Raw genomic sequence first — 19,929 nt, 5'->3', positions numbered from 1 at the left:
CGCCGGATCAGTCCCGCTCGACGATCGGCGGCATCTGGTTCAGGCGGTGCAGCACGTCGTCCAACTGTTCCAGGGTCTTGTAGTGGATGGTGAGGGAGCCGCCACTGCCGAAGAACTTGATGCTGACCTTGAGGCCGAGCAGAGCCGTGAGGTCCCGCTCCAAAGCGATGGTGTCGCTGTCCTTGGCGACCTCGGCCGTGCCGCTGCCGGCCGCAGTCTTGGCCTTGCCGCCGGAGCCCGCCTTCAGGTCCTGAACCAGGCGCTCGGCCTGGCGCACGTTGAGACCTTTGCTGACGATCTCCGCAGCCAGGTCTTCCGGCGCCTCGCAGCCGACCAGGGCGCGGCCGTGACCGGCCGACAGCTTGCCCTCCATCACCATGGCCTTCACCGCTTCCGGCAGGCTCAGCAGCCGCATGGTGTTGGCGATATGGCTGCGGCTCTTGCCGAGAACCTTGGCCAGATCGTCCTGGGTGTGCTGGAACTCGTCCAGGAGGCGGCGATAGCCCTCCGCTTCTTCAATTGGGGTCAGGTCTTGCCGTTGAACATTTTCGACAATGGCCAGTTCCAGGGATTCCGCGTCGGTCAGATCGCGGATGACCACCGGGACTTCGTGCAGTTTGGCTTTTTGGGCCGCGCGCCAGCGGCGCTCGCCGGCGACAATCTCGAACTCGCTGCCGCGGTCGGGATGGCGGCGCACCAGGATCGGCTGCAGGATTCCCTGGGCCTTCACCGACTCGGCAAGAGCGCCGACCGCTTCTTCGTCGAAGTGCTGGCGCGGCTGATACCGGCCGGGATGCAGGTGTTCGATCGGCACCGTCTTGGTCGAACGCACCTTGTCGAGGGAGGCGTAGTCCTCGTTTTCCTCCCCGAAAAGAGCGGCGAGACCGCGGCCGAGATTGGTCCGCCTGCCCTGATCCGAAGATGCTCCGTCTGTCATAGCCTTAAGTTCCCGACGCCGTGCTTCTGCTGCACCGTTGTTTTGCGCCACCACCCCCCGTGATGGCCGCCCCGTAATGGCCGCTTTGGTTTCCGGTCAGTCATTACGGAACCGAAATGAAATTTCTGTCCCTGGCATCCCAACGCCTGGGGCCGAGACTGTGCCGCAAAGCCTCAGGAAGCCAGGGCCGGCTCGCCGGCCAGATCGTTTTCGCGCTGCAGGATTTCCCGCGCCAGGCGGATGTACGCCTGGGAACCCGCACAACGCATGTCGTAAAGCAGCACCGGCTTGCCGTGGGACGGCGCTTCGGAGACCCGCACATTGCGCGGGATGACCGTCTGATAGACCGCTTCGCCGAGATGGCCGCGGACATCCGCAGCCACCATCTCGCAGAGATTGTTGCGACGGTCGAACATCGTCAGAACCACCCCCTGCAGGGAAAGCTTGGGATTGAGGGCCCGCTGCACCCGCTCGATGGTGCGCATCAGATGGCTGAGACCTTCAAGCGCGTAGAATTCCGCCTGCAGCGGCACCAACACCGCATCGGCGGCAACCAGGGCATTCAGGGTCAGAAGCCCCAAGGCCGGCGGGCAGTCGATCAGGACAAAGTCGTACTGCCCCCTCACCCTGTCGATGGCGTCGCGCATCCGGTATTCGCGGTTGTCGACGTCGATCAGCTCCAGCTCGGCGCCGGAGAGTTCGACACCCGACGGAACAATCGCCATGCCCGGCACCAGGGTCGGGCTTTCGGCCTCGTCCATGGCCAGGCCCTGGATCAGCACTTGGTAGACACCTTGGCTGCGCTTATCCGGAGAGACCCCGAGCCCAGTGCTGGCATTGCCCTGGGGATCCATATCGACGATCAGCACCCGCTTGCCGCAGGCGGCCAGGGCGGTGGCGAGATTCACCGTCGTTGTGGTCTTGCCGACGCCGCCCTTCTGGTTGGCGACAGCCAAGACACGGGTATCGCAGGGAACCGGCGGCATCAGCCCGCGCTCCTGTGGTTCATCAACATATTGTAGGTTCAAGACGCGCCACCCTCAACAGATAGAAGTTTGAGACGCAAGATTGACCCCTCTGGATCGGTGATGCTCTCAAAGCGCTCGGTCTGCAGTCTCCATGTTTTGCCGGCCTCGGTCAATTCCCGATCAGCGTTCCGACCCTTCAGAAAGAGGCCAACCGGGGCGTCTTTTCCACAGGCCCCGTCGTTTTGGGGCCGCAAGAAGGGCTCCGACAGGTCGAGGATCTTCGGCAGCGGCGCAAAAGCGCGGCAGGTCACGGCATCCACGGCAAATGGGTCCAGAGCCTCGATCCGCAGGGCGTGGACGGTAACAGAGGCCCCGGTTTCCCGCGCCACCTCCCGCAGGAACACCGCTTTGCGCTGATCCGACTCCACAAGATGAACTTGGCCGCAGCCGAGCAGGGCCAGCACCATACCCGGAAAGCCGCCACCGGAGCCCAGATCGAGGATCGTCCGCTCCCCCGCCTCCGGCGCCGGCGGCAGGTAGGCCCGCAGTTGCGCCGAATCAAGAAAATGCCGACGCCAGAGGTCCGGCAGGCTGCGCGGGCTGATCAGATTGATGGCCGCCGTCCATTTGGTCAGCAGGGCGGCATATCGTTCGAATTTATCCTGTGTTTCACGTGAAACATCGGTCACGCGCTGAAAGTCGGCTGCGGTCAGCCTTTGCGGTTCATTAACCATAGGGGCCCCGCCGCAGGTGCTTCTAGGCGGCGGACTCGCCGTGGCCGGCTGCCGCCATTCGTTCCGACCCTTTGCGCACGTAGCGCAACAGCGCCAGCACCGCTGCCGGGGTGACTCCCGGAATACGGGCAGCCGCCCCCAGGGTTTCCGGCATGGCGGCGGAAAGGATCTGCCGAACCTCCGCGGAGAGGCCGCCGATGGCCGTATAGTCGAGATCGGCAGGGAGACGCAGCGCCTCGTCCTTGCGGAAGGCGCGGATATCGGCCTCCTGCCGCTCCATGTAGCCCTGGTAGCGCCCTTCGATCTCGATCTGCCGGGCAATTTCCGGCGCCAGATCCCGCAGTTCGGGCCAAATCTGCCCGAGCCCGGCCAGGGTGAGCTGGGGATAGCGCAGCAGATCGTAGGCGCTGCGCCGGACACCGTCCTGATTGATGGCGATACCCCGCGCCGCCAGCGCCGAAGGCGTCGTCATGAGAGAGGCGGTCAGGCTCTTGGCTGCTGAAAGCGCCGACTGCTTGGCCTCGAAGGCCTTGCGGCGTTCTCCGCCGACGGCACCCAGGGCGAGGCCCCGCCCCGTCAGCCGCTGATCGGCGTTGTCCGCGCGCAGGCGCAGGCGGTATTCGGCCCGGCTGGTGAACATCCGGTAGGGTTCGCTGACCCCGCGGCTCACCAGATCGTCGATCAGCACCCCGATGTAGGCCTCGGCTCTGTCGAGCACAAAAGGCGCACCCTGGTGGTCGGCGCCCTGCGCCCCGGCCGCCAAAGCGGCGTTAAGGCCGGCCATCAGCCCCTGGGCCGCCGCTTCTTCATAACCCGTCGTCCCGTTGATCTGGCCGGCCAGGTACAGCCCCGGCAGCCGACGGGTCTGCAGATCCGTGGCCAGCTCCCGCGGATCCACATAGTCGTACTCGATGGCATAACCCGGCTGGGTCATCACCGTCTTCTCCAGGCCCGGGATGGTCTTGAGCAACGCCAATTGGACGTCTTCGGGCAGCGAGGTGGAGATGCCGTTGGGATAAACCGTCGGATCGTCGAGGCCTTCCGGCTCCAGGAAGATCTGATGCCGGTTCTTCTCGGCGAAACGGACCACCTTGTCCTCGATGGAGGGGCAATAGCGCGGCCCCACGCCTTCGATCTGGCCGGAGTAGAGCGGCGCCCGGTCCAGGTTGTCCCGAATCAGCGCGTGACCGGCCTCGGAAGTATGAGTGATGTGGCAGGCAATCTGCCTTTGGGTGATGGCGCCGGTCAGGGTCGAGAAAGGTTCCGGCGGATTGTCGCCGGGCTGTTCGGTCAGACCGCTGTAATCGATGGTCCGCCCGTTGAGCCGCGGCGGCGTGCCGGTCTTCAGGCGTCCGAGACGGAATCCGGCCCGGGCCAAGGTCTGGGACAGACCCTCCGCCGGCGCCTCCCCGACCCGGCCGGCGGGGATACGCCGCTCGCCGATATGGATCATGCCGCGCAGGAAGGTGCCGGTGGTCAGGACCACCGCCGCCGCTTCCAGGCGCTCACCCGCTTCGGTGATCACCCCCCGGCAGCGGCCGTCCGCCCCAAGGATAAGATCATGTACCGCCGCCTCATAAATGCGGAGGCCGGCCTGCGCGGCCAGGGCATCCTGCATGGCGTCGCGATACAACGCGCGGTCTGCCTGGGCGCGGGGTCCGCGCACCGCCGGCCCCTTACTCGCATTGAGGACGCGGAACTGAATGCCGCCGGCATCGGCAACCCGTCCCATGACCCCGTCCAGCGCATCGATTTCGCGCACCAGGTGACCCTTGCCGAGACCGCCGATGGCCGGATTGCAGGACATCACGCCGATGCTGTCTTTGCGGTGGGTGACCAGGAGGGTATCGGCGCCCAGGCGCGCCGCCGCCGCCGCCGCTTCACAGCCGGCGTGGCCTCCTCCAACGACAATGACATCAAACACAGTGTGGGACATCAACCACAGCCTCGCGCGGCATCCGCTCAAATCCTTTACCCGGCCGGTTGCATCAGGCCGGGTTGTCCAGGGCCGGGTTATATCAGGCCTGCGAATCCAGGCAACACCCAGCCCCGAAGGGGCTCCCCAGGGCCAAAGCGATTAAGGAATCTTCACCATGTTTCACGTGAAACACTGGTCGAAAATGGCTTATTTGCCGATGCAGAAATCCTGAAACACAACATCTAGTAGGTCTTCGACATCAACGCGCCCGGTGATGCGACCCAGTGCCCGCATCGCCAGGCGCAGTTCCTCGGCCACCAGTTCCGGCATCGCGGCGGATTCCGAGGCCTTCAACGCGGCAAGACAGTCCTGCAGCGCGCGGCGATGCCGTTCCCGGGTAATGGCCGCCGCACCCTCCCCGCTTTCCGCACAATCGCGGGCCCGCTCGACCATGGCCGCCACAAGGCCCGAGAGCCCTTCCCCGGTTTCGGCCGAGACGACAAAGCAGCCATCCGGTTCCGAGGCGCCGTCGGCCGCCAGATCCCGCAACACACCCGCCGCCGCCTGCGGCGCCAGGTCCGCCTTGTTGAGAACCACGAGGCTGCGGCCGTCCCGCAGCGCCTGAACCTCTGCGGGCAAAGACGCGCCGGCCTGGAGATCGATCACCAGCAGAGTCATGTCGGCTTGTGCCGCCCGCTGCCGCGCCCGGCTGATGCCTTCGCGCTCGATATCCCAATGGCCCTCTCCTTCCGCGGCATCGCCGGCCGCCTCGCGCAGCCCGGCGGTGTCCGACAGCGTGACCGGAAAGCCGCCGAGATCGAGATGCACCTCGATGACGTCGCGGGTCGTCCCGGCAAGGCTGGAGACGATCGCCGCCTCGCGCTGGGCGATCGCGTTCAGCAGGGAGGACTTGCCGGCATTGGGCGCACCCAGGATCACCGCCGACAGCCCCTCGCGCAGACGCTCCCCGCGGCGGTCGTCTTCCAAGGCGGCGGCGATCTCTTCTGCGACCTTGGCGGCGGCAGCCAGGGCTTTGCCATCCAACCCTTCCGGCAGTTCCTCTTCGACAAAGTCGATGGCCGCCTCGAAATGCGCCAGCACCCGAAGCAGGCGCGCCGCCCAATCCTCGGTCAGGCGGGCAAGACCCCCTTCCATCTGCCGCAGCGCCTGACGGCGCTGAGCTTCGGTCTCCGCGTCGATCAGATCGGCGAGGCCTTCCACCGCCGTGAGGTCGAGCTTCCCGTTATCGAAGGCCCGGCGGGTAAAGGCGCCCGCCGCCGCCGGTGCGAGACCGGGAAGCGCCGCCAGGGCGGCGAGGACCGCCGCGACCACGGCGCGGCCGCCATGCAGATGCAGCTCCGCCACGTCCTCCCCGGTGAAACTGCCAGGCGCCGGAAACCACAGCACCAGGGCACGGTCGATCGGCTCACCGTCAGACGGATCGGCAAGCCGCCGCAGCACCGCCTGCCGCGGCGGCGGCAACGCGCCCCCGGTGAGCGCGCTCAAAGCATCGCCGGCCCGCGGACCGGAGACCCGGATAACCGCCACGCCGGCCCGGCCGGGCGCGGTCGAAGGCGCGAAGATGGTCTCATCGTCAGCCATCGAGGCGTTCATCTCTGACTATTTTATTATTATTTATCAATATGGTAGCGGAAATTGACGATCAATCGCCGCCTGTCTTGCCGCCGCTCTTCTCGCCGGCGGCCTTGGTCATCTGCGACCAGAAGGCCTTTTGCATCTGCTCCCAGCCCTGAATGCCGGCTGGCAACCAGGTCTTGAAGAGCTGCTCCGGTTCCATGCCCGCCAGATTGGCCATCATGCGCTTCTGCATTTCATCCATCAGCGCCTTCTGCATCGGTCCGACATCCGGCAGCCCCAGAAAGGCCCGCGCTTCCTCTGGCGTGCAATCGATATCCACGTTGATCTTCATGCCCTGCTCTCCTGTTCTCGGCCGCAAACCCGAAAAACCATTACATATTCATGGTTGAGCATCGACGGCCCTGCGACCCATAGTGTGATCGAGAGCCTACAGGTCCGAAACCCGGCGCCGCAATGCGGTCCCTGGCCGGGTCCAAAACAACGAGCAGGGAAGCCGGTTCGGCCTGCGATCCTCGACATCGCGACGGCCGATCCCCAACTCCCAACCGAGCCCATACCGAACCCAAGATCGAATTGCGAGTCGCCCCTTTGTCCGAACCTTCCGCGCCTGAATCCGTCGACCTTGCCATGACAGCCGATAACGGCCTGGGACTGAAAAACACGCTGGACGGTGAGACCAGCCCCTATCTGCTGCAGCACCGCGACAACCCGGTGGCCTGGCAGCCCTGGGGGGAGGAAGCCTTCGAGACGGCGCGCCGCGAGGGCAAGCCGGTCCTGCTTTCGGTGGGCTATGCCGCCTGCCACTGGTGCCATGTCATGGCCCATGAGTGCTTCGAGAACCCCGAAATCGCAGCACTCATGAACCAGTTATACGTTAATATCAAGGTGGACCGGGAAGAACGGCCGGACGTCGATTCGATCTATCAGTCGGCTCTGGCCCTGCTCGGCGAGCACGGTGGCTGGCCTTTGACCATGTTCCTGACCCCCGACGGCGAGCCTTTCTGGGGCGGCACCTACTTTCCCCCCAGCCCGCGGTTCGGGCGTCCCGGCCTGCCCCAGGTGCTGCAGGGGATCGCCGGTATCTACGCCAACGATCAGGAACGGGTGACCAAGAACACCACCGCCCTGAAGAGCGCCCTCGACAACCTCTCGCAAAACCAGACCGGCGACAGCATTTCGACGGGAATCATCGACCAGATTGTCGCCCACCTGGTGAAAGAGATCGACATGCGCCACGGCGGCATCGGCTCCGCCCCCAAGTTCCCGCAACCCGGAATCATGAAACTGCTGTGGCGGGCCGCAAAACGCAGTGCCGATCCCATGAAGGGCAAAGCCCTGCGCCAGGCCTGCGAACTGACCATGACCAAGATGTGCCAGGGGGGGATCTACGATCACCTGGGCGGCGGCTTTGCCCGCTATTCCGTCGATGCCATCTGGCTGGTCCCGCATTTCGAGAAGATGCTCTATGACAATGCCCAACTGCTGGAGGTGCTGGGCTGGCTCTGGCAGGACAGCGGCAACCCGCTCTATGAACAGCGGATCCGCGAGACCGTCGCCTGGACCCTGCGTGAAATGATCGCCGACAGCGACGGCAGCGGGAAGCAGCCCTGCGGCGCCTTCGCCGCCACCCTGGATGCGGACAGCGAGGGCGAGGAAGGCAAGTTCTACGTTTGGAGCGAAAGCGAAATCGACAGCCTGCTCGGCGAAGAGGCCGCCCTCTTCAAAAAGCATTACGACGTCGGCCCCGGCGGCAACTGGGAAGGCAAGACCATCCTGAACCGCACCGACCTGCCGGTTCTTGGCGATGCCGAGACCGAAGCCCGGCTGGCCGCCGCCCGCGAGACCCTGCTGGCGGTGCGCAACCGGCGCATCTGGCCCGGCTGGGACGACAAGGTGCTGGCCGACTGGAACGGCCTGATGATCGCTGCCCTGGCCGAGCTGGGTCCCCTCTTCGAGGAGCCCGCCTGGCTCGCCGCCGCCGAGGAAGCCTTCGCCTTCGTCTGCCGCGAGATGCAGGTCGAGGGGCGGCTGTTTCATTCCTGGCGTCACGGCAAGCTGAAGCACCCGGCGACCCTGGACGACTACGCCAACATGGCCGCCGGCGCCGTCGCCCTTTTTGAAGCGACCACGAAGGCCGCCTATCTCGAACAGGCGGAGAACTGGGTGACGACGGTCGACCGCCACTACTGGGATGAAGAAGGCGGCGGCTACTTCCTCACCGCCGACGACACCCGCGGCCTCATCGTGCGCACGAAGACGCCGCACGACAATGCGGTTCCTTCCGGTAACGGAACGATCCTCTCGGTGCTCGCGCGGCTCTACTATCTGACCGGCAAGGAAAGCTACCGCGCGCGCGCCGAGGCCTTGATCCGCGCCTTCTCCGGCGAGGTGAACCGCAACTTCTTTCCCCTGGCCACCCTGTTGAACGGCGCTGAACTGCTCAACTCTGCGGTCCAGGTGGTTATCGTCGGCGAGCGGGAGACTGCCGATACGAGAACCCTCTTCAGCGCGGTCCGCGCCCTCTGCCTGCCGAACCGCATTCTCCAGGTGATCGCCCCGGACGAAAGCCTGCCGGAGAACCATCCGGCCAGCGGCAAGGGCCAAAGCGACGGCAGGGCCACCGCCTATGTCTGCCACGGCCCGACCTGTTCCCTGCCGATCACCGAGGCCAAGGCCCTCAGCCTGGCCCTCGGCGGCGCCGCGGCAGCGTCATGAGTCGCATCAGTAAAAGCGTCGAGACCCCGACCGGCCCGGTGATCCTGACCGAGGAAGACGGCAGCATCGTCCGGGTGACCTGGGCCCGGGTGACCTGGGAAAGGGGCAAGACCGCGCCCGACTTCCCGGAGACCAGCCCCCTGCTGGACCGCGCCGCCGAGCAAATCACCGCCTACTTCGCCGGCGACCTGCAGGCCTTCGATCTGCCGCTGAAACCCGCGGGCAGCGACTTCCAGCGCGCCGTCTGGCGGGAGATGCTGCGCATCCCCTACGGCGAGACCCGTTCTTACGGCGATCTCGCCAAGGCGACCGGCGGGGTCGCCCGGGCCGTCGGCGGCGCCTGCGGCGCCAATCCCATTCCCATCGTCATTCCCTGCCACCGGGTGCTGGCGGCGGACCGGGCGCTGGGCGGTTTCTCCGGCGGCCGGGGCGCGGAGACCAAGGCCGAGCTGCTCACCCTGGAAGGCGCCTGGCCGATCCAGCACGGCTTTTCTTTCGGCTGACCGAGGCGCCGCTGGTCTGATGACAGCGGTCCGGGCCGCACGATAAGCTCTAACCCAAAACCGAATACCCATACTGCAATCGAAAAACAGGGGAAGGCTCATGCCTGAAATCACCATCGAAGGCAAAGACGGCAGCTTCATGGTCTATGCGGCCCTGCCGGCGGTCACGCCGGCACCGGGCATCGTCGTGGCGCAGGAGATCTTCGGCGTCAACCAGGTCATGCGCGATACCTGCGACTGGCTGGCGACCCAGGGCTTCGTCGCGGTCTGCCCGGATCTGTTCTGGCGCATCGAACCCGGTATCCAGCTAACCGACCAAAGCCAAGCCGAATGGGACCGCGCCTTCGAACTTTTCGGCCTCTTCGACGTCGACAAAGGCATCGAGGATCTGAACGCCACCCTGGCCGCCCTGCGCGCGCACGAAGTCTGCAACGGCAAGGCGGGCAGCATCGGCTACTGCCTCGGCGGCAAGCTCGCCTATCTGATGGCGACCCGTTCGGATTCCGACTGCAACGTCGGCTACTACGGCGTCGGCCTGGGCGATCTTCTGGGAGAAGCCGACAAGATCACCAAGCCCCTGATGCTGCACATCGCCGAACAGGACGCCTTCTCCTCGGCGGAGGAAATCGCCAAGGTGCGCGCGGGCCTGGCCGGCAACAGCAACGCCACCGTCCATGTCTATGAAGGCAAGGATCACGCCTTCGCCCGCGAAGGCGGTGAGCACTATGACGCTGATGCCGCCAAGCTCGCCAACGACCGTACCGTTCAGCTCTTCAAGGAGTCCATCGGCTGATGACCAAAGCAATCCGCATCCATGCCCCCGGCGGCCCCGAAGCCCTGGTCTATGAGGATGTCGAGGTTCCGGCACCGGGGCCCGGCGAAGTCCTGATCGAACAGTCGGCCTGCGGCCTCAACTACATCGACGTCTATCACCGCAACGGCCTCTATCCTCTGCCCAAGCTGCCGGCGGTCATCGGCATGGAGGGCGCCGGAACCGTCGCCGCGGTCGGTGAGGGCGTCGACGCCTTCGTCCCCGGCGACCGCGTGGCCTATGCCGACGCGCCGCCGGGCGCCTATGCCGCGGCGCGGATCATGCCCTGGCACCGCCTGGTCAAATTGCCCGACGCCATCAGCGACCAACAGGCCGCCGCGATGATGCTGCAGGGCATGACCGTGGAGTACCTGATCCGCCGCACCTACGCGGTGCAGCCCGGCGACACGGTGCTGCTGCACGCCGCCGCCGGCGGCGTCGGCCTCATCGCCTGCCAGTGGCTGAAGCATCTCGGCGCCACGGTCATCGGCACTGTCGGTTCGGCGGAGAAGGCCGCCCTCGCCAAGGAGAGCGGCTGCCACCACACCATCAACTACCGCGAAGAAAACTTCACCGACCGGGTCCGCGAACTGACCGACGGCGCCGGCGTCCCGGTGGTCTATGACTCCATCGGCAAGGACACCTTCGAAGGTTCTCTCGACTGTCTCAGACCGCGCGGCCTGATGGTCACCTTCGGCAACGCTTCGGGGCCCGTCGACCCATTCAATCCGGGTATCCTTGGCCAGAAGGGATCGCTCTACCTCACCCGCCCCAGCCTGATGGCCTACAACGCCAAGCGCGAGGAGTTGGAGGCCTCCGCCGCAGCCCTCTTCGAGGTGGTGACCTCGGGCAAGGTGAAGATCGCGGTGAACCAGACCTATCCCTTGAGCGAAACCGCCCAGGCCCACAGCGACCTGGAAGCCCGCAAGACAACCGGCTCGACGGTGCTGCTGCCGTGATACATCGACACAACTGCTAACGCTTAGCCGTTGCTTTAGATCTCGCGGTCAGATCAGCAAAGTTGCTTTACCTGGTCGAAGACTTTCGTTTGAGAGGTTGTCACCCCCACCCTGACCCTCCCCCATCTAAGGGGGAGGGAACACGTTGTTGATGCTGCCCAACAAACCCCTCCCCCCTTGATGGGGGGAGGTCGGGAGGGGGGTGAGGCCCAAACTCACTACCCGGCAGGTGGAGTCACGTAAGAAACGAGACGACCTTTTCCAAAACATGATCCGGTGCTTCCAGCTGCGGCAGGTGGCCGACGCCGGGGAGCGTTTCAAAAGCCGCCTGCGGCACCAGGCCGTGGAGCGCCTTGCCGCGGGCCAGCGGGATCCAGGGGTCGTCTTCGCCCCAGATGATTTTCACCGGGCAGCGGATGGCGCCGAACATCGGTTCCACCTCGGCGGTGAAGCGCTCGTCGGCCTGAGCGAACTGGCGATAGAAGCTGCCGCGGCCGTCTTCGCTCAACCAGGGGCCGACCAGCTCTGCAAAGTCCCCACCGTCGATGTCGTTGACGAGCGCGCCCTTGATATAGGCCTCGACAACCGCCTTGTGGATGTGCGGCGGCAGACCAAGGAAGGCGTCGACGTGCTGCCCGACATGGTCGAAGAACGCCGACCCCCAGGGGCGCATGGCGACGACGTTCATCAGAACATAGCGCTCGAAGTCGCAGCCGTGCAGCAGATGCGCGCGCAGGGTGGTGGCACCGCCGAAATCGTGGGCGACCACCCGGGGTCTTTCCAGGTTCCAATGCCCGAGCATCTCGGCAAAGACTTCGCCCTGTACATCCAGCCCGGTGCGTTGTTCAGGCAGCATGGCGGAGCGGCCGTAGCCCGGCATGTCGTACCAGTGGACGTGGAACCGTTGTGCGAGGGTCGGGACAACACGGTGCCAGGAGAAGGACGACCAGGGCCAGCCGTGGGCCAGCACCAGGTCCGGTCCTTCGCCGGCCCGGCCCGCCGCAACGCAGCCGGCGCTGGTTTCATAGCGCTCATCAAGCTGCCAGGTCATGAACGCTTCTCCTCCCGCCTTCGCTTCAGCCTTTATGCAGACTCTTTATCACATCGTAAATGCGATCGATCGTCAGCCGTACTTCCGGCACGAAGCGGTCGTCTTGATGCGTGACCAGCCATTGATCATGGGCGAGTTCTCCAACCGGTGCGGTGACACGTTTCAATCCCCTCTGTCTGTCGCCGATAAAAGTCGGCAGCAAGGCGCGGGCCGTTCCGGCAAGCGCGAGGTCGAGGGCGTTGCGCGGCGCCGTCACTTCGAGTGACTCTGCTCTCTCCGTAGCAGCGGCTAGCCAGCGCGCCGAGGGTGTGGTGCCGACGACCCGCGCCCAGGGCTTCACCTTCTTGTTCTTGGCATATCCGGCAAACTGCACCCGGCCGACCTTGCGGCCCGCCAGACCGAGTTGCTCGGGCCGCTGGTTGCGGATGCCGATCACCGCTTCCCGGCGCGCGATGTCGAGCACATGTTCGGCGGAGACGAAACGCAGTCGCGTTTCGGGATTGCCTTTCAGGATCTGCCCGGCCTTCTCACAGAGCGCCTGGGTCATCCAGCTTCCGGCGGAGACCTTCACCAGCACCTTGCGCTTCTTCGCGGCTGCAGTGCCGAGCGGCTTGATCTTCGCTTCCAGGTCGACGACCCGGTTCAAAAAGACCGCGCCCTCCTCCGTCAACTCGTACCCGCGGGGCAGCCGGCGGAACAACTCGGCGCCGAGCACGGCCTCCAGCGCCAGCATGCGGCGGCCCAGGGTGGGCGCGGACTTGCCGGTGGCCTGCGCCGCCGCGGAGAGGCCGCCATGGCGCGCCACGGCGAGGAAAAGCCGCAGGTCGTTCCAATCAAAGTCCGTTTCATCCATGAAAAGAACATTACAATACGTTTCATGGTGATCATAGGTCCGAACAACCACAATCAGTGTTCCTGAAGCAACAACACGAAAGGAACCTGCCATGAAGCTCCTGGAAAACGAGATCGCGCCGCTCGGCATGGGCTGCTGGCCTATCGGCGGACCTTTCTTCAGAGGCGACCAGCCGTTGGGATATGCCAATGCCGAAGACGGCGAATCCCTGCGCACCATTCACGCCGCCCTGGATGCCGGGATCACGCTCTTCGACACCGCCGCCGTTTACGGCGCGGGCCACGCCGAACCCCTGCTCGGCAAAGCCCTGAAAGACCGCCCCGATGCCCTGGTCATCAGCAAGATCGGCATGGGTTTCGATGAAGAGACGAAGCAGGTGCTGGATGATGAGACAGCGCCGGAGTTGGTCTTGCCAGCCATCGAGCGTTGCCTGAAACGGCTGCAGCGCGACCACGTCGATGTAATGCTTCTGCATCTGAACGCCCTGCCGGTGGAGACGGCGCAACCGATCTTCGAGGAAATGGACAAGGCGCGCCGGGCCGGTAAGATCCGCGCCTTCGGCTGGAGCACCGACTATCCGGCCAACACCGAAGCCCTGGCCGGCAGGGAAGGTTTCATCGGCATCGAGCATGCCATGAATGTCTTCGCCGACGTGCCGACGATCCAGGCGACGGTGGCGCGCAACGATCTTATCGCCTTCATCCGCTCACCGCTGGCCATGGGCATCCTGACCGGCAAGTTCGGCCACGACACAAAGATGGCTGATGATGACATCCGCTCCACCGACGCCACCTGGCGCGACGGCTTCGAGGGCGGCCGGGTGACGCCCAAGTATCTCGACCAACTCGTCGCGGTGCGGGAACTGCTGACCAGCGGCGGGCGCAGTCCGGCCCAGGGCGCGCTCTGCTGGCTGCTGGCCAAGTCGGACCGCAACATCCCCCTGCCCGGCGCGCGCACCGTCGCCCAGATGCGCGACAACGCTGCGGCCCTCGATCACGGAAAGCTGCCGGCGGCGGTCATGGATGAAATCGAAAACCTGCTGCAGCGCGAACCGGAAGGCGCACCGCGGGAGCGTTAGAAACGCGCGCCATCATTCGTGCCAGCGTTCAGGTGTGGATGCTTTCTTTCGGTCGATGAAGTCACGCAGCGCCTCGTCAACGCCCGGATCGATGGCCGGTGCTTCATAGGCGGCGAGCATCGCCTTCCAGCGCGCATTGGCGCGCTGCTCGGCCGTCCGGCTGCCCTGTTCCAGCCAGGTCTCGTAGGGCCCCGCTTCCGGCAGGGCCGAGATGTAGTTCGCCTGCTCGAAATGACGCAGGGTGTGCCGGGCCGAAAGAAAGTTCTCGCCCGGGCCGCACTCCAGATAGGCCTCGCGGGCCAAGCTTTCATCGTCGACCACCAGGCCCTCGATCAGACGCAGCACCATGCCGCAGTGATCGAGATCCATCACGAACTTCTCGTAGCCCATGGTCAAGCCGCCCTCCAGCCAGCCGGCGGCATGCCAGATCTGGTTCGCGCCGGAGAGGATCGCGCTCAACATTGCCGTCGAACTTTCCTGCATGGCCTGACCGTCGGCGGCATTCGCCGCGGTGATCTGCCCGCCGCCGGAGCGCACCGGCACGCCCAGGCGCCGCCCCAACTGCGACAGCGCCATGGTCGAGAGGTTCGCTTCGGGCGAGCCGAAGGTCAGCGCGCCGGACTTCAGGTTCATCGTCGAATGGAAGCTGCCGAGAACCACCGGACAGCCCGGGCGCACCAGTTGCGTAAGCGCGATGCCGACCATGCCTTCGGCCAGCGTCTGGGCAATGACCGCGGGCTGACTGACCGGTCCCATGGCCCCGCCGAAGATCGCCGGAGAGATCGCCACCGACTGCCCTGCCGCGGCATAGGCGCGCAGCGCGCCGGACATCGTGCCGTCATAGACCAGCGGCGAGTTGACGTTGATGTTCGCCTGGATGACCGCGTGGCTGTCCATGAATCCACCGAAGACGATCCGCGCCATGTCGAGCGAATCCCGGGCCCGCTCCGGCGCCGTCACGCTGCCCATGAAGGGCTGCGTCGAATAGCGCAGATGCGCATAGACCATATCCAGGTGGCGCAGGTTCACGGGCAGCTCCAGCGGCTCGCAGACCGTGCCGCCGGAATGGTTCAGCCAGGGGCTGAGATAGGTCAGCTTCACAAAGTTCCGGAAGTCCTCAAGCGAGGCATACCGGCGCCCGCGGTCGAGATCGGTCACGAAGGGCGAGCCATAACCCGGCATCAGGACGACATGGTCGCCGCCCAGCATGACGCTCCGCGCCGGATCGCGGCCATGCAGGCGATAGGTCGCGGGCGCCGTCGCGCAGAGCGCGCGTACATGACCGGGATCGAAACGCACGCGGGCGCCTTGCACCGTCGCCCCCGCCTCCCGAAACAGCGCCAGGGCGGTGTCGTCGCCGCGAAACTCCACCCCGATCCGGCTCAGTATCCAGTCTGCCTGCTCCTCCAGGGCCGTCAGGGATTCCTCGTCGAGCAGCGCATAGGCCGGAATCCGTCGCAGCGCCTGCGGCATATTTCCTCTACCACTGCCAGCGTGGACGGCGATGCGTGCCATGCGCCCTTTTCTGCGGGACTTTCTGCTGAGTTCCGGCGGCGGCAGATCACTTTTTTGGTTCAGCATCTTTGAACTCATTTCACGGCGCAGTGACAACTCACTATTGTCGGGTCGAAGAAAACTAAGGTTGACAAGCAACTTCGCGCCGAAAACACGGTTGGACAATGCAATTCATTTGAACAGATCGTTCAGATACCTTAGACGCTTCAGGATGCGCTTTCGTCATCACGACAGTCTGCGGCTTTTCGCCAGCATTGCCGAACACGGCAGCTTCTCCGACGCCGCAGCGGCGCTGAACCTGACGAAGGGCGCGGTCAGCTATCAGATCCAGCAGCTTGAAGCGGCCCTGGGCTTTGCGCTCTTTCATCGCCGCCCGCGTGGGATCGAATTGACCGATCGCGGGCGGGAACTCCGGGCTTCCGCTCATCCCGCTTTTGAAGACATCGAGCGCAAGATCGAAGGGCTGCGCGGCGGTGCAGAGCAGTCCGTCACCCTGGGCCTCTCGACCTATCTTGCCTCGCGCTGGCTGTCGCCGCGCCTGATGACCTTCATGCAGGCCCATCCCGAGATCCGGCTGCGCCTGCAGCCGATGGTCGATCTGGTCGACCTTCGCGGGGCCGGCGTCGACCTGACCATCCGCTGGGGCAAGGGGGACTGGTCGGATCTGGAACACGCGCCGCTCTTTGCCTGTCCGGCTTTTCCAACGGGAACTCCGGAATTAGCAGCACGCATAGAAAAAGACGGCATTGAGACCGTCTTCGCACAAACGCCGCTTCTTACCGATCGCGACGGCAGTACGACCTGGGCCGAGTGGCACGACGCCGCCGAACTGCCCTATCACCAGCATGACAGCGCCCTGACGATCCCCGACCCCAACGTGCGCGTCCAGGCGGTCATCGACGGTCAGGGCATTGCTCTCAACGACCCCCTGGTCAGCGACGAGATCGCGACGGGAAAGCTCGTCCGCCTTTCACCGGTTGAACTGGAAGACTACGGCTACTTCATCGCCTACACGCCGGGCGCCCTCGCCGACCCCGGCGTCGCCGCCCTGATAGGATGGCTGCACGATCAAGCGGCCCCGATGCGCTGATCGAGATGAAAGTAAAAGAGGCTCGGCAAAATGGCCGAGCCCCTTTTTTAACTCTAACTGGAAAGCGCGGTTACTGATTCATCGAGTCGAAGAAGTCCTGGTTGGTCTTCTGCTGTTTCAGCTTGTCGACCAGGAACTCGATGGAATCGGTGACGCCCATGGGCATCAGGATGCGGCGCAGCACCCACATCTTCGACAGGGTGCCCTTGTCGACCAGCAGCTCTTCCTTGCGGGTGCCGGACTTGCCGATATCGATGGCCGGGAAGGTGCGCTTGTCCGCCAGCTTGCGGTCGAGCACGATTTCCGAGTTACCGGTGCCCTTGAACTCTTCGAAGATGACCTCGTCCATGCGGCTGCCGGTATCGATCAGCGCGGTGGCGATGATGGTCAGCGAGCCGCCCTCTTCGATGTTGCGCGCGGCGCCGAAGAAGCGCTTCGGGCGCTGCAGCGCGTTGGCGTCGACACCGCCGGTCAGGACCTTGCCCGAACTCGGCACCACGGTGTTGTAGGCACGGGCGAGCCGGGTGATGGAATCCAGCAGGATCACCACGTCCTTCTTGTGTTCGACCAGGCGCTTGGCCTTTTCGATCACCATCTCGGCGACCTGCACGTGGCGCTGGGCCGGCTCGTCGAAGGTGGAACTCACCACCTCGCCGACCACCGAGCGGTCCATGTCGGTCACTTCCTCCGGCCGCTCGTCGATCAGCAGCACGATCAGGAAGATCTCCGGATGATTGGCGGCGATCGACTTGGCGACGTTCTGCAGGATCATGGTCTTACCGGTGCGCGGCGGCGCGACGATGAGGGCGCGCTGGCCCTTGCCGATGGGCGCCGTCAGGTCGATCACCCGTGGGGTCAGATCCTTGGTGGTCGGGTCCTCGACTTCCAGCTTCACCTTCTCGTCCGGATAAAGCGGCGTCAGGTTGTCGAAGTTGATGCGGTGGCGCGAATTCTCCGGCGGGTCGAAATTGATCTCGCTGACCTTAAGCAAGGCGAAGTAGCGCTCGCCGTCCTTGGGGGAGCGGATCTGCCCTTCCACCGTGTCGCCGGTGCGCAGGCCGAAGCGGCGTACCTGGCTGGGGCTGACGTAGATGTCGTCCGGGCCTGCCAGATAGTTCGATTCCGGCGAGCGCAGGAAACCGAAGCCGTCCTGCAGGATCTCCAGAACACCGCGGCCGTAGATCGGCTGGTCGTTCTCGGCAAGGTGTTTCAGGATCGCGAACATCATGTCCTGCTTGCGCAGGGCAGAGGCGTTCTCGATTTCCAGTTCTTCGGCAAAAGCCAAAAGATCTGCCGGACTCTTGGCTTTCAGTTCTTGGAGGTTCATGGGCGGTTACGCCTGTGGTCGATCAAAGGGGAGGAGAGGGCTGTCTGACCTGGATCTGCGCCGCGACGCCGGCCGGTGCCGGGAGCGCAAAGGACATGGAAAAGGCCGCGGACGGAGGGAAGATTTCCCAAATGCAGCCTATACTTGGCTGGTTAATGAATTATGACTGACATATGGGATCAACACCGCCGGACGGCAAGGTGCATAGGAATTTCCGATGGTTACTTGAAGCCCCTTGCGAAGTCAAGCAAAGGCGGCGGGATCCGAAAGGGCCTAGAACGGCTTGACCACCGCCATGACGACAATCGCGATCATCAGCACCGCCGGCACTTCATTCATCACGCGATAGAAGCGCTCGCTGTGGCGGTTGGCATCCTCGGCAAAGGCGCGGCGCCAGCGGGCCGCGACCATATGCAGAACCGTAAGCACGATGAGCAGGGTCAGCTTCACGTGGAACCAGCCCTCGCTCCAGGCATCGATGTTCGCCGCCAGGGCCAAACCGGCGGCCCAGGCAACCAGCATCGCCGGGTTCATGATGGCCCGCAGCAGGCGGCGCTCCATGACCTTGAAGGTCTCGGACTGTTTGGAACCGATCTCGGCGCTGCAGTGATAGACGAAAAGCCGCGGCAGATAGAGGAACCCCGCCATCCAGGCGATCACCGCCAGGATGTGCAGGCTTTTCACCCAGAGATAAGCGTCACCGAGAAAGCCGGCCATCGTGTCACCTGTTGAATTCTTTCGGGTTCCATCACATCGGGATAAACGGCAGAAGGATCAATTACCTCTCAGGTTATTGACCCCCACAATCAACCGGCAGTGTCCGCAGCCTGGGGACAACCGCTCCAGCGGGCCGGACAAAGCCGCCCGCCGCTCTCGGAACAGACCTTGCGATCACTGTCCTTCACCCGGCGGATCTGCCCGGCCAAGCCGTCGATAAAGTCCGCATCGCAGGAAACCGTGGGCACCCGCAGATAGCGCGGCACCCCGGCCTTCTCCGCCAGTTCCCGATACTCGATATCCAGTTCGACCAGGGTTTCAGAATGCTCGGAGACAAAGGCGATGGGCACCACGATCACCGGTTTGCCCTCCCGCCCGGCGCGTTCAATCTCGGCATCCGTCGAGGGCCCGATCCATTCCAGCGGCCCGACCCGGCTCTGATAACAGACTTCCCAGTCGAGGTTGACCTCACCCATGGCCTTTACCACTGCGGCAACCGACTGTTCGACCTGCCACTGATAGGGATCGCCCTTTTCAACGATCTTTTTTGGCAGGCCATGGGCCGAGAACAGCACCCGGGGCGGCGGCTCCTGACCCAATTCACGTAGCGCCTGGCGCAGGCCGGTTGCGGTCGCCGCGACGAAACCCGGTTTCTGGGGATAGCAACACAGCGTCCGGTTCGGCGCTTTCAACCCGGCGGCCTTGGCGCATTTCTGCCATTCTTTCAGGGAAGAAGCGGAAGTCGTCGTTGAAAACTGCGGATAGAGCGGCACCAGCAGCACTTGGTCGGGATTATAGGCGGCCACTTTTTTCGCCGTCTGAGCCGCCCGCGGATGCCAGTAGCGCATGGCGATGAAAACCTGAAACTCGTCCGCCCCGTCATCATTGGAGCCATCATTGAGGGCTGCCTGCAGGGCCGTAGCCTGGGCCTCGGTATTCGGCAGCAGCGGCGATCCGCCGCCGAGTTCGCGGTAAATTTCCTGCGCCACGGGCGCGCGGCGGGAAGAGATGACCTTGGCCAGGAGCCAGCGCAGCGGCCCCGGCAGACCGATGATCGCCGGATCGTTGAAGAGATTGAACAGAAAGGGCTGCACCGCCGCGGGCTCGTCCGGGCCGCCGAGGTTGAAGACGACAACAGCAATCCGGTTCATCGT

18 protein-coding genes are annotated in these 19,929 nt (G+C 64.6%); 6 read left to right on the top strand and 12 right to left on the bottom strand.

Annotation, left to right across the window (positions count from 1 at the left end):
* Nucleotides 1–7 precede the first annotated feature (7 nt).
* The 6 genes from ACP146_RS24170 to ACP146_RS24145 all read right to left on the bottom strand — a co-directional run bounded on the left by ACP146_RS24170 (nt 8) and on the right by ACP146_RS24145 (nt 6,487).
* Complete coding sequence (locus ACP146_RS24170; RefSeq protein ID WP_422369317.1) at nt 8–937, bottom strand: ParB/RepB/Spo0J family partition protein; 930 nt, start codon at nt 935–937, stop codon at nt 8–10.
* A 173-nt stretch (nt 938–1,110) separates the two neighbouring features.
* The gene (locus tag ACP146_RS24165; protein ID WP_422369316.1) at nt 1,111–1,923 is read right to left on the bottom strand and encodes a ParA family protein; all 813 of its coding nucleotides are present in this window, start codon (nt 1,921–1,923) and stop codon (nt 1,111–1,113) included.
* A 38-nt stretch (nt 1,924–1,961) separates the two neighbouring features.
* A complete protein-coding gene (gene rsmG, locus ACP146_RS24160) occupies nt 1,962–2,618 on the bottom strand; it encodes a 16S rRNA (guanine(527)-N(7))-methyltransferase RsmG (RefSeq protein ID WP_422369695.1) in 657 nt (218 codons plus the stop codon).
* A 43-nt stretch (nt 2,619–2,661) separates the two neighbouring features.
* A complete protein-coding gene (gene mnmG / locus ACP146_RS24155) occupies nt 2,662–4,575 on the bottom strand; it encodes a tRNA uridine-5-carboxymethylaminomethyl(34) synthesis enzyme MnmG (protein WP_422369315.1) in 1,914 nt (637 codons plus the stop codon).
* A 189-nt stretch (nt 4,576–4,764) separates the two neighbouring features.
* Nucleotides 4,765–6,159, bottom strand: coding sequence for a tRNA uridine-5-carboxymethylaminomethyl(34) synthesis GTPase MnmE (gene mnmE, locus ACP146_RS24150; RefSeq protein WP_422369314.1), 1,395 nt, complete (start codon nt 6,157–6,159; stop codon nt 4,765–4,767).
* Nucleotides 6,160–6,220: 61 nt separating this feature from the next.
* The gene (locus ACP146_RS24145) at nt 6,221–6,487 is read right to left on the bottom strand and encodes a DUF6489 family protein (RefSeq protein ID WP_422369313.1); all 267 of its coding nucleotides are present in this window, start codon (nt 6,485–6,487) and stop codon (nt 6,221–6,223) included.
* Between the two features lie 257 nt (nt 6,488–6,744).
* Here ACP146_RS24145 and ACP146_RS24140 point away from each other — a divergent pair, with 257 nt between their 5' ends.
* From ACP146_RS24140 to ACP146_RS24125, 4 genes are all read left to right on the top strand, one after another.
* Nucleotides 6,745–8,871, top strand: a complete 2,127-nt coding sequence (locus ACP146_RS24140) for a thioredoxin domain-containing protein (protein WP_422369312.1) — start codon at nt 6,745–6,747, stop codon at nt 8,869–8,871.
* Nucleotides 8,868–9,374 carry a methylated-DNA--[protein]-cysteine S-methyltransferase gene (locus tag ACP146_RS24135; protein WP_422369311.1) on the top strand — a complete coding sequence of 169 codons (507 nt, stop codon included), beginning with the start codon at nt 8,868–8,870 and terminating at the stop codon, nt 9,372–9,374. Before ACP146_RS24140 ends, ACP146_RS24135 begins: the two co-directional genes overlap by 4 nt.
* Before the next feature lie 100 nt (nt 9,375–9,474).
* A complete protein-coding gene (locus ACP146_RS24130) occupies nt 9,475–10,167 on the top strand; it encodes a dienelactone hydrolase family protein (protein WP_422369310.1) in 693 nt (230 codons plus the stop codon).
* Nucleotides 10,167–11,144 carry a quinone oxidoreductase family protein gene (locus ACP146_RS24125; protein ID WP_422369309.1) on the top strand — a complete coding sequence of 326 codons (978 nt, stop codon included), beginning with the start codon at nt 10,167–10,169 and terminating at the stop codon, nt 11,142–11,144. The genes ACP146_RS24130 and ACP146_RS24125 overlap by 1 nt, the downstream gene beginning before the upstream one ends.
* 235 nt (nt 11,145–11,379) lie before the next feature.
* Here ACP146_RS24125 and ACP146_RS24120 read toward each other — a convergent pair whose 3' ends face one another.
* Together ACP146_RS24120 and ACP146_RS24115 are read right to left on the bottom strand one after the other, a co-directional pair.
* Nucleotides 11,380–12,195, bottom strand: coding sequence for an alpha/beta fold hydrolase (locus ACP146_RS24120; RefSeq protein ID WP_422369308.1), 816 nt, complete (start codon nt 12,193–12,195; stop codon nt 11,380–11,382).
* Between the two features lie 25 nt (nt 12,196–12,220).
* Nucleotides 12,221–13,048 carry a LysR family transcriptional regulator gene (locus tag ACP146_RS24115; protein ID WP_422369307.1) on the bottom strand — a complete coding sequence of 276 codons (828 nt, stop codon included), beginning with the start codon at nt 13,046–13,048 and terminating at the stop codon, nt 12,221–12,223.
* Between the two features lie 91 nt (nt 13,049–13,139).
* Here ACP146_RS24115 and ACP146_RS24110 point away from each other — a divergent pair, with 91 nt between their 5' ends.
* Nucleotides 13,140–14,126, top strand: a complete 987-nt coding sequence (locus ACP146_RS24110; protein ID WP_422369306.1) for an aldo/keto reductase — start codon at nt 13,140–13,142, stop codon at nt 14,124–14,126.
* 12 nt (nt 14,127–14,138) lie between these two features.
* Here ACP146_RS24110 and ACP146_RS24105 read toward each other — a convergent pair whose 3' ends face one another.
* Complete coding sequence (locus tag ACP146_RS24105) at nt 14,139–15,707, bottom strand: trimethylamine methyltransferase family protein (RefSeq protein ID WP_422369305.1); 1,569 nt, start codon at nt 15,705–15,707, stop codon at nt 14,139–14,141.
* A gap of 145 nt (nt 15,708–15,852) precedes the next feature.
* Between ACP146_RS24105 and ACP146_RS24100 the strand changes: the two genes are divergently transcribed.
* Nucleotides 15,853–16,731, top strand: a complete 879-nt coding sequence (locus ACP146_RS24100) for a LysR substrate-binding domain-containing protein (protein WP_422369304.1) — start codon at nt 15,853–15,855, stop codon at nt 16,729–16,731.
* Between the two features lie 70 nt (nt 16,732–16,801).
* On the opposite strand, the gene rho is transcribed toward ACP146_RS24100, so the two are convergent.
* From rho to hemH, 3 genes are all read right to left on the bottom strand, one after another.
* On the bottom strand, nt 16,802–18,058 hold the full coding sequence (gene rho / locus ACP146_RS24095; protein WP_422369303.1) for a transcription termination factor Rho: 1,257 nt from the start codon (nt 18,056–18,058) through the stop codon (nt 16,802–16,804).
* 273 nt (nt 18,059–18,331) lie between these two features.
* The gene (hemJ, locus tag ACP146_RS24090; RefSeq protein WP_422369302.1) at nt 18,332–18,775 is read right to left on the bottom strand and encodes a protoporphyrinogen oxidase HemJ; all 444 of its coding nucleotides are present in this window, start codon (nt 18,773–18,775) and stop codon (nt 18,332–18,334) included.
* A gap of 89 nt (nt 18,776–18,864) precedes the next feature.
* Entirely contained in the window at nt 18,865–19,926 is a 1,062-nt protein-coding gene (gene hemH / locus ACP146_RS24085; RefSeq protein ID WP_422369301.1) for a ferrochelatase, read from the bottom strand.
* Between the last annotated feature and the right edge of the window lie 3 nt (nt 19,927–19,929).

The sequence above is a fragment of the Pelagibius sp. genome (assembly GCF_965249265.1).
Lineage (GTDB): Bacteria > Pseudomonadota > Alphaproteobacteria > Kiloniellales > Kiloniellaceae > Pelagibius.
The sequence above is the reverse complement of the archived record's forward strand: the minus strand, read 5'-3'. Positions and strand labels throughout refer to the sequence as shown.

Coding starts and splice junctions, on each gene's coding strand:
- ACP146_RS24145 (WP_422369313.1), bottom strand. CDS start 6,487: ATGAAGATCAACGTGGATATCGATTGCACGCCAGAGGAAGCGCGGGCC.
- ACP146_RS24100 (WP_422369304.1), top strand. CDS start 15,853: ATGCGCTTTCGTCATCACGACAGTCTGCGGCTTTTCGCCAGCATTGCC.
- ACP146_RS24105 (WP_422369305.1), bottom strand. CDS start 15,707: ATGCTGAACCAAAAAAGTGATCTGCCGCCGCCGGAACTCAGCAGAAAG.
- mnmE (WP_422369314.1), bottom strand. CDS start 6,159: ATGGCTGACGATGAGACCATCTTCGCGCCTTCGACCGCGCCCGGCCGG.
- ACP146_RS24130 (WP_422369310.1), top strand. CDS start 9,475: ATGCCTGAAATCACCATCGAAGGCAAAGACGGCAGCTTCATGGTCTAT.
- ACP146_RS24125 (WP_422369309.1), top strand. CDS start 10,167: ATGACCAAAGCAATCCGCATCCATGCCCCCGGCGGCCCCGAAGCCCTG.
- hemJ (WP_422369302.1), bottom strand. CDS start 18,775: ATGGCCGGCTTTCTCGGTGACGCTTATCTCTGGGTGAAAAGCCTGCAC.
- rho (WP_422369303.1), bottom strand. CDS start 18,058: ATGAACCTCCAAGAACTGAAAGCCAAGAGTCCGGCAGATCTTTTGGCT.
- ACP146_RS24120 (WP_422369308.1), bottom strand. CDS start 12,195: ATGACCTGGCAGCTTGATGAGCGCTATGAAACCAGCGCCGGCTGCGTT.
- ACP146_RS24110 (WP_422369306.1), top strand. CDS start 13,140: ATGAAGCTCCTGGAAAACGAGATCGCGCCGCTCGGCATGGGCTGCTGG.
- hemH (WP_422369301.1), bottom strand. CDS start 19,926: ATGAACCGGATTGCTGTTGTCGTCTTCAACCTCGGCGGCCCGGACGAG.
- ACP146_RS24170 (WP_422369317.1), bottom strand. CDS start 937: ATGACAGACGGAGCATCTTCGGATCAGGGCAGGCGGACCAATCTCGGC.
- ACP146_RS24135 (WP_422369311.1), top strand. CDS start 8,868: ATGAGTCGCATCAGTAAAAGCGTCGAGACCCCGACCGGCCCGGTGATC.
- ACP146_RS24115 (WP_422369307.1), bottom strand. CDS start 13,048: ATGGATGAAACGGACTTTGATTGGAACGACCTGCGGCTTTTCCTCGCC.
- ACP146_RS24165 (WP_422369316.1), bottom strand. CDS start 1,923: ATGCCGCCGGTTCCCTGCGATACCCGTGTCTTGGCTGTCGCCAACCAG.
- mnmG (WP_422369315.1), bottom strand. CDS start 4,575: ATGTCCCACACTGTGTTTGATGTCATTGTCGTTGGAGGAGGCCACGCC.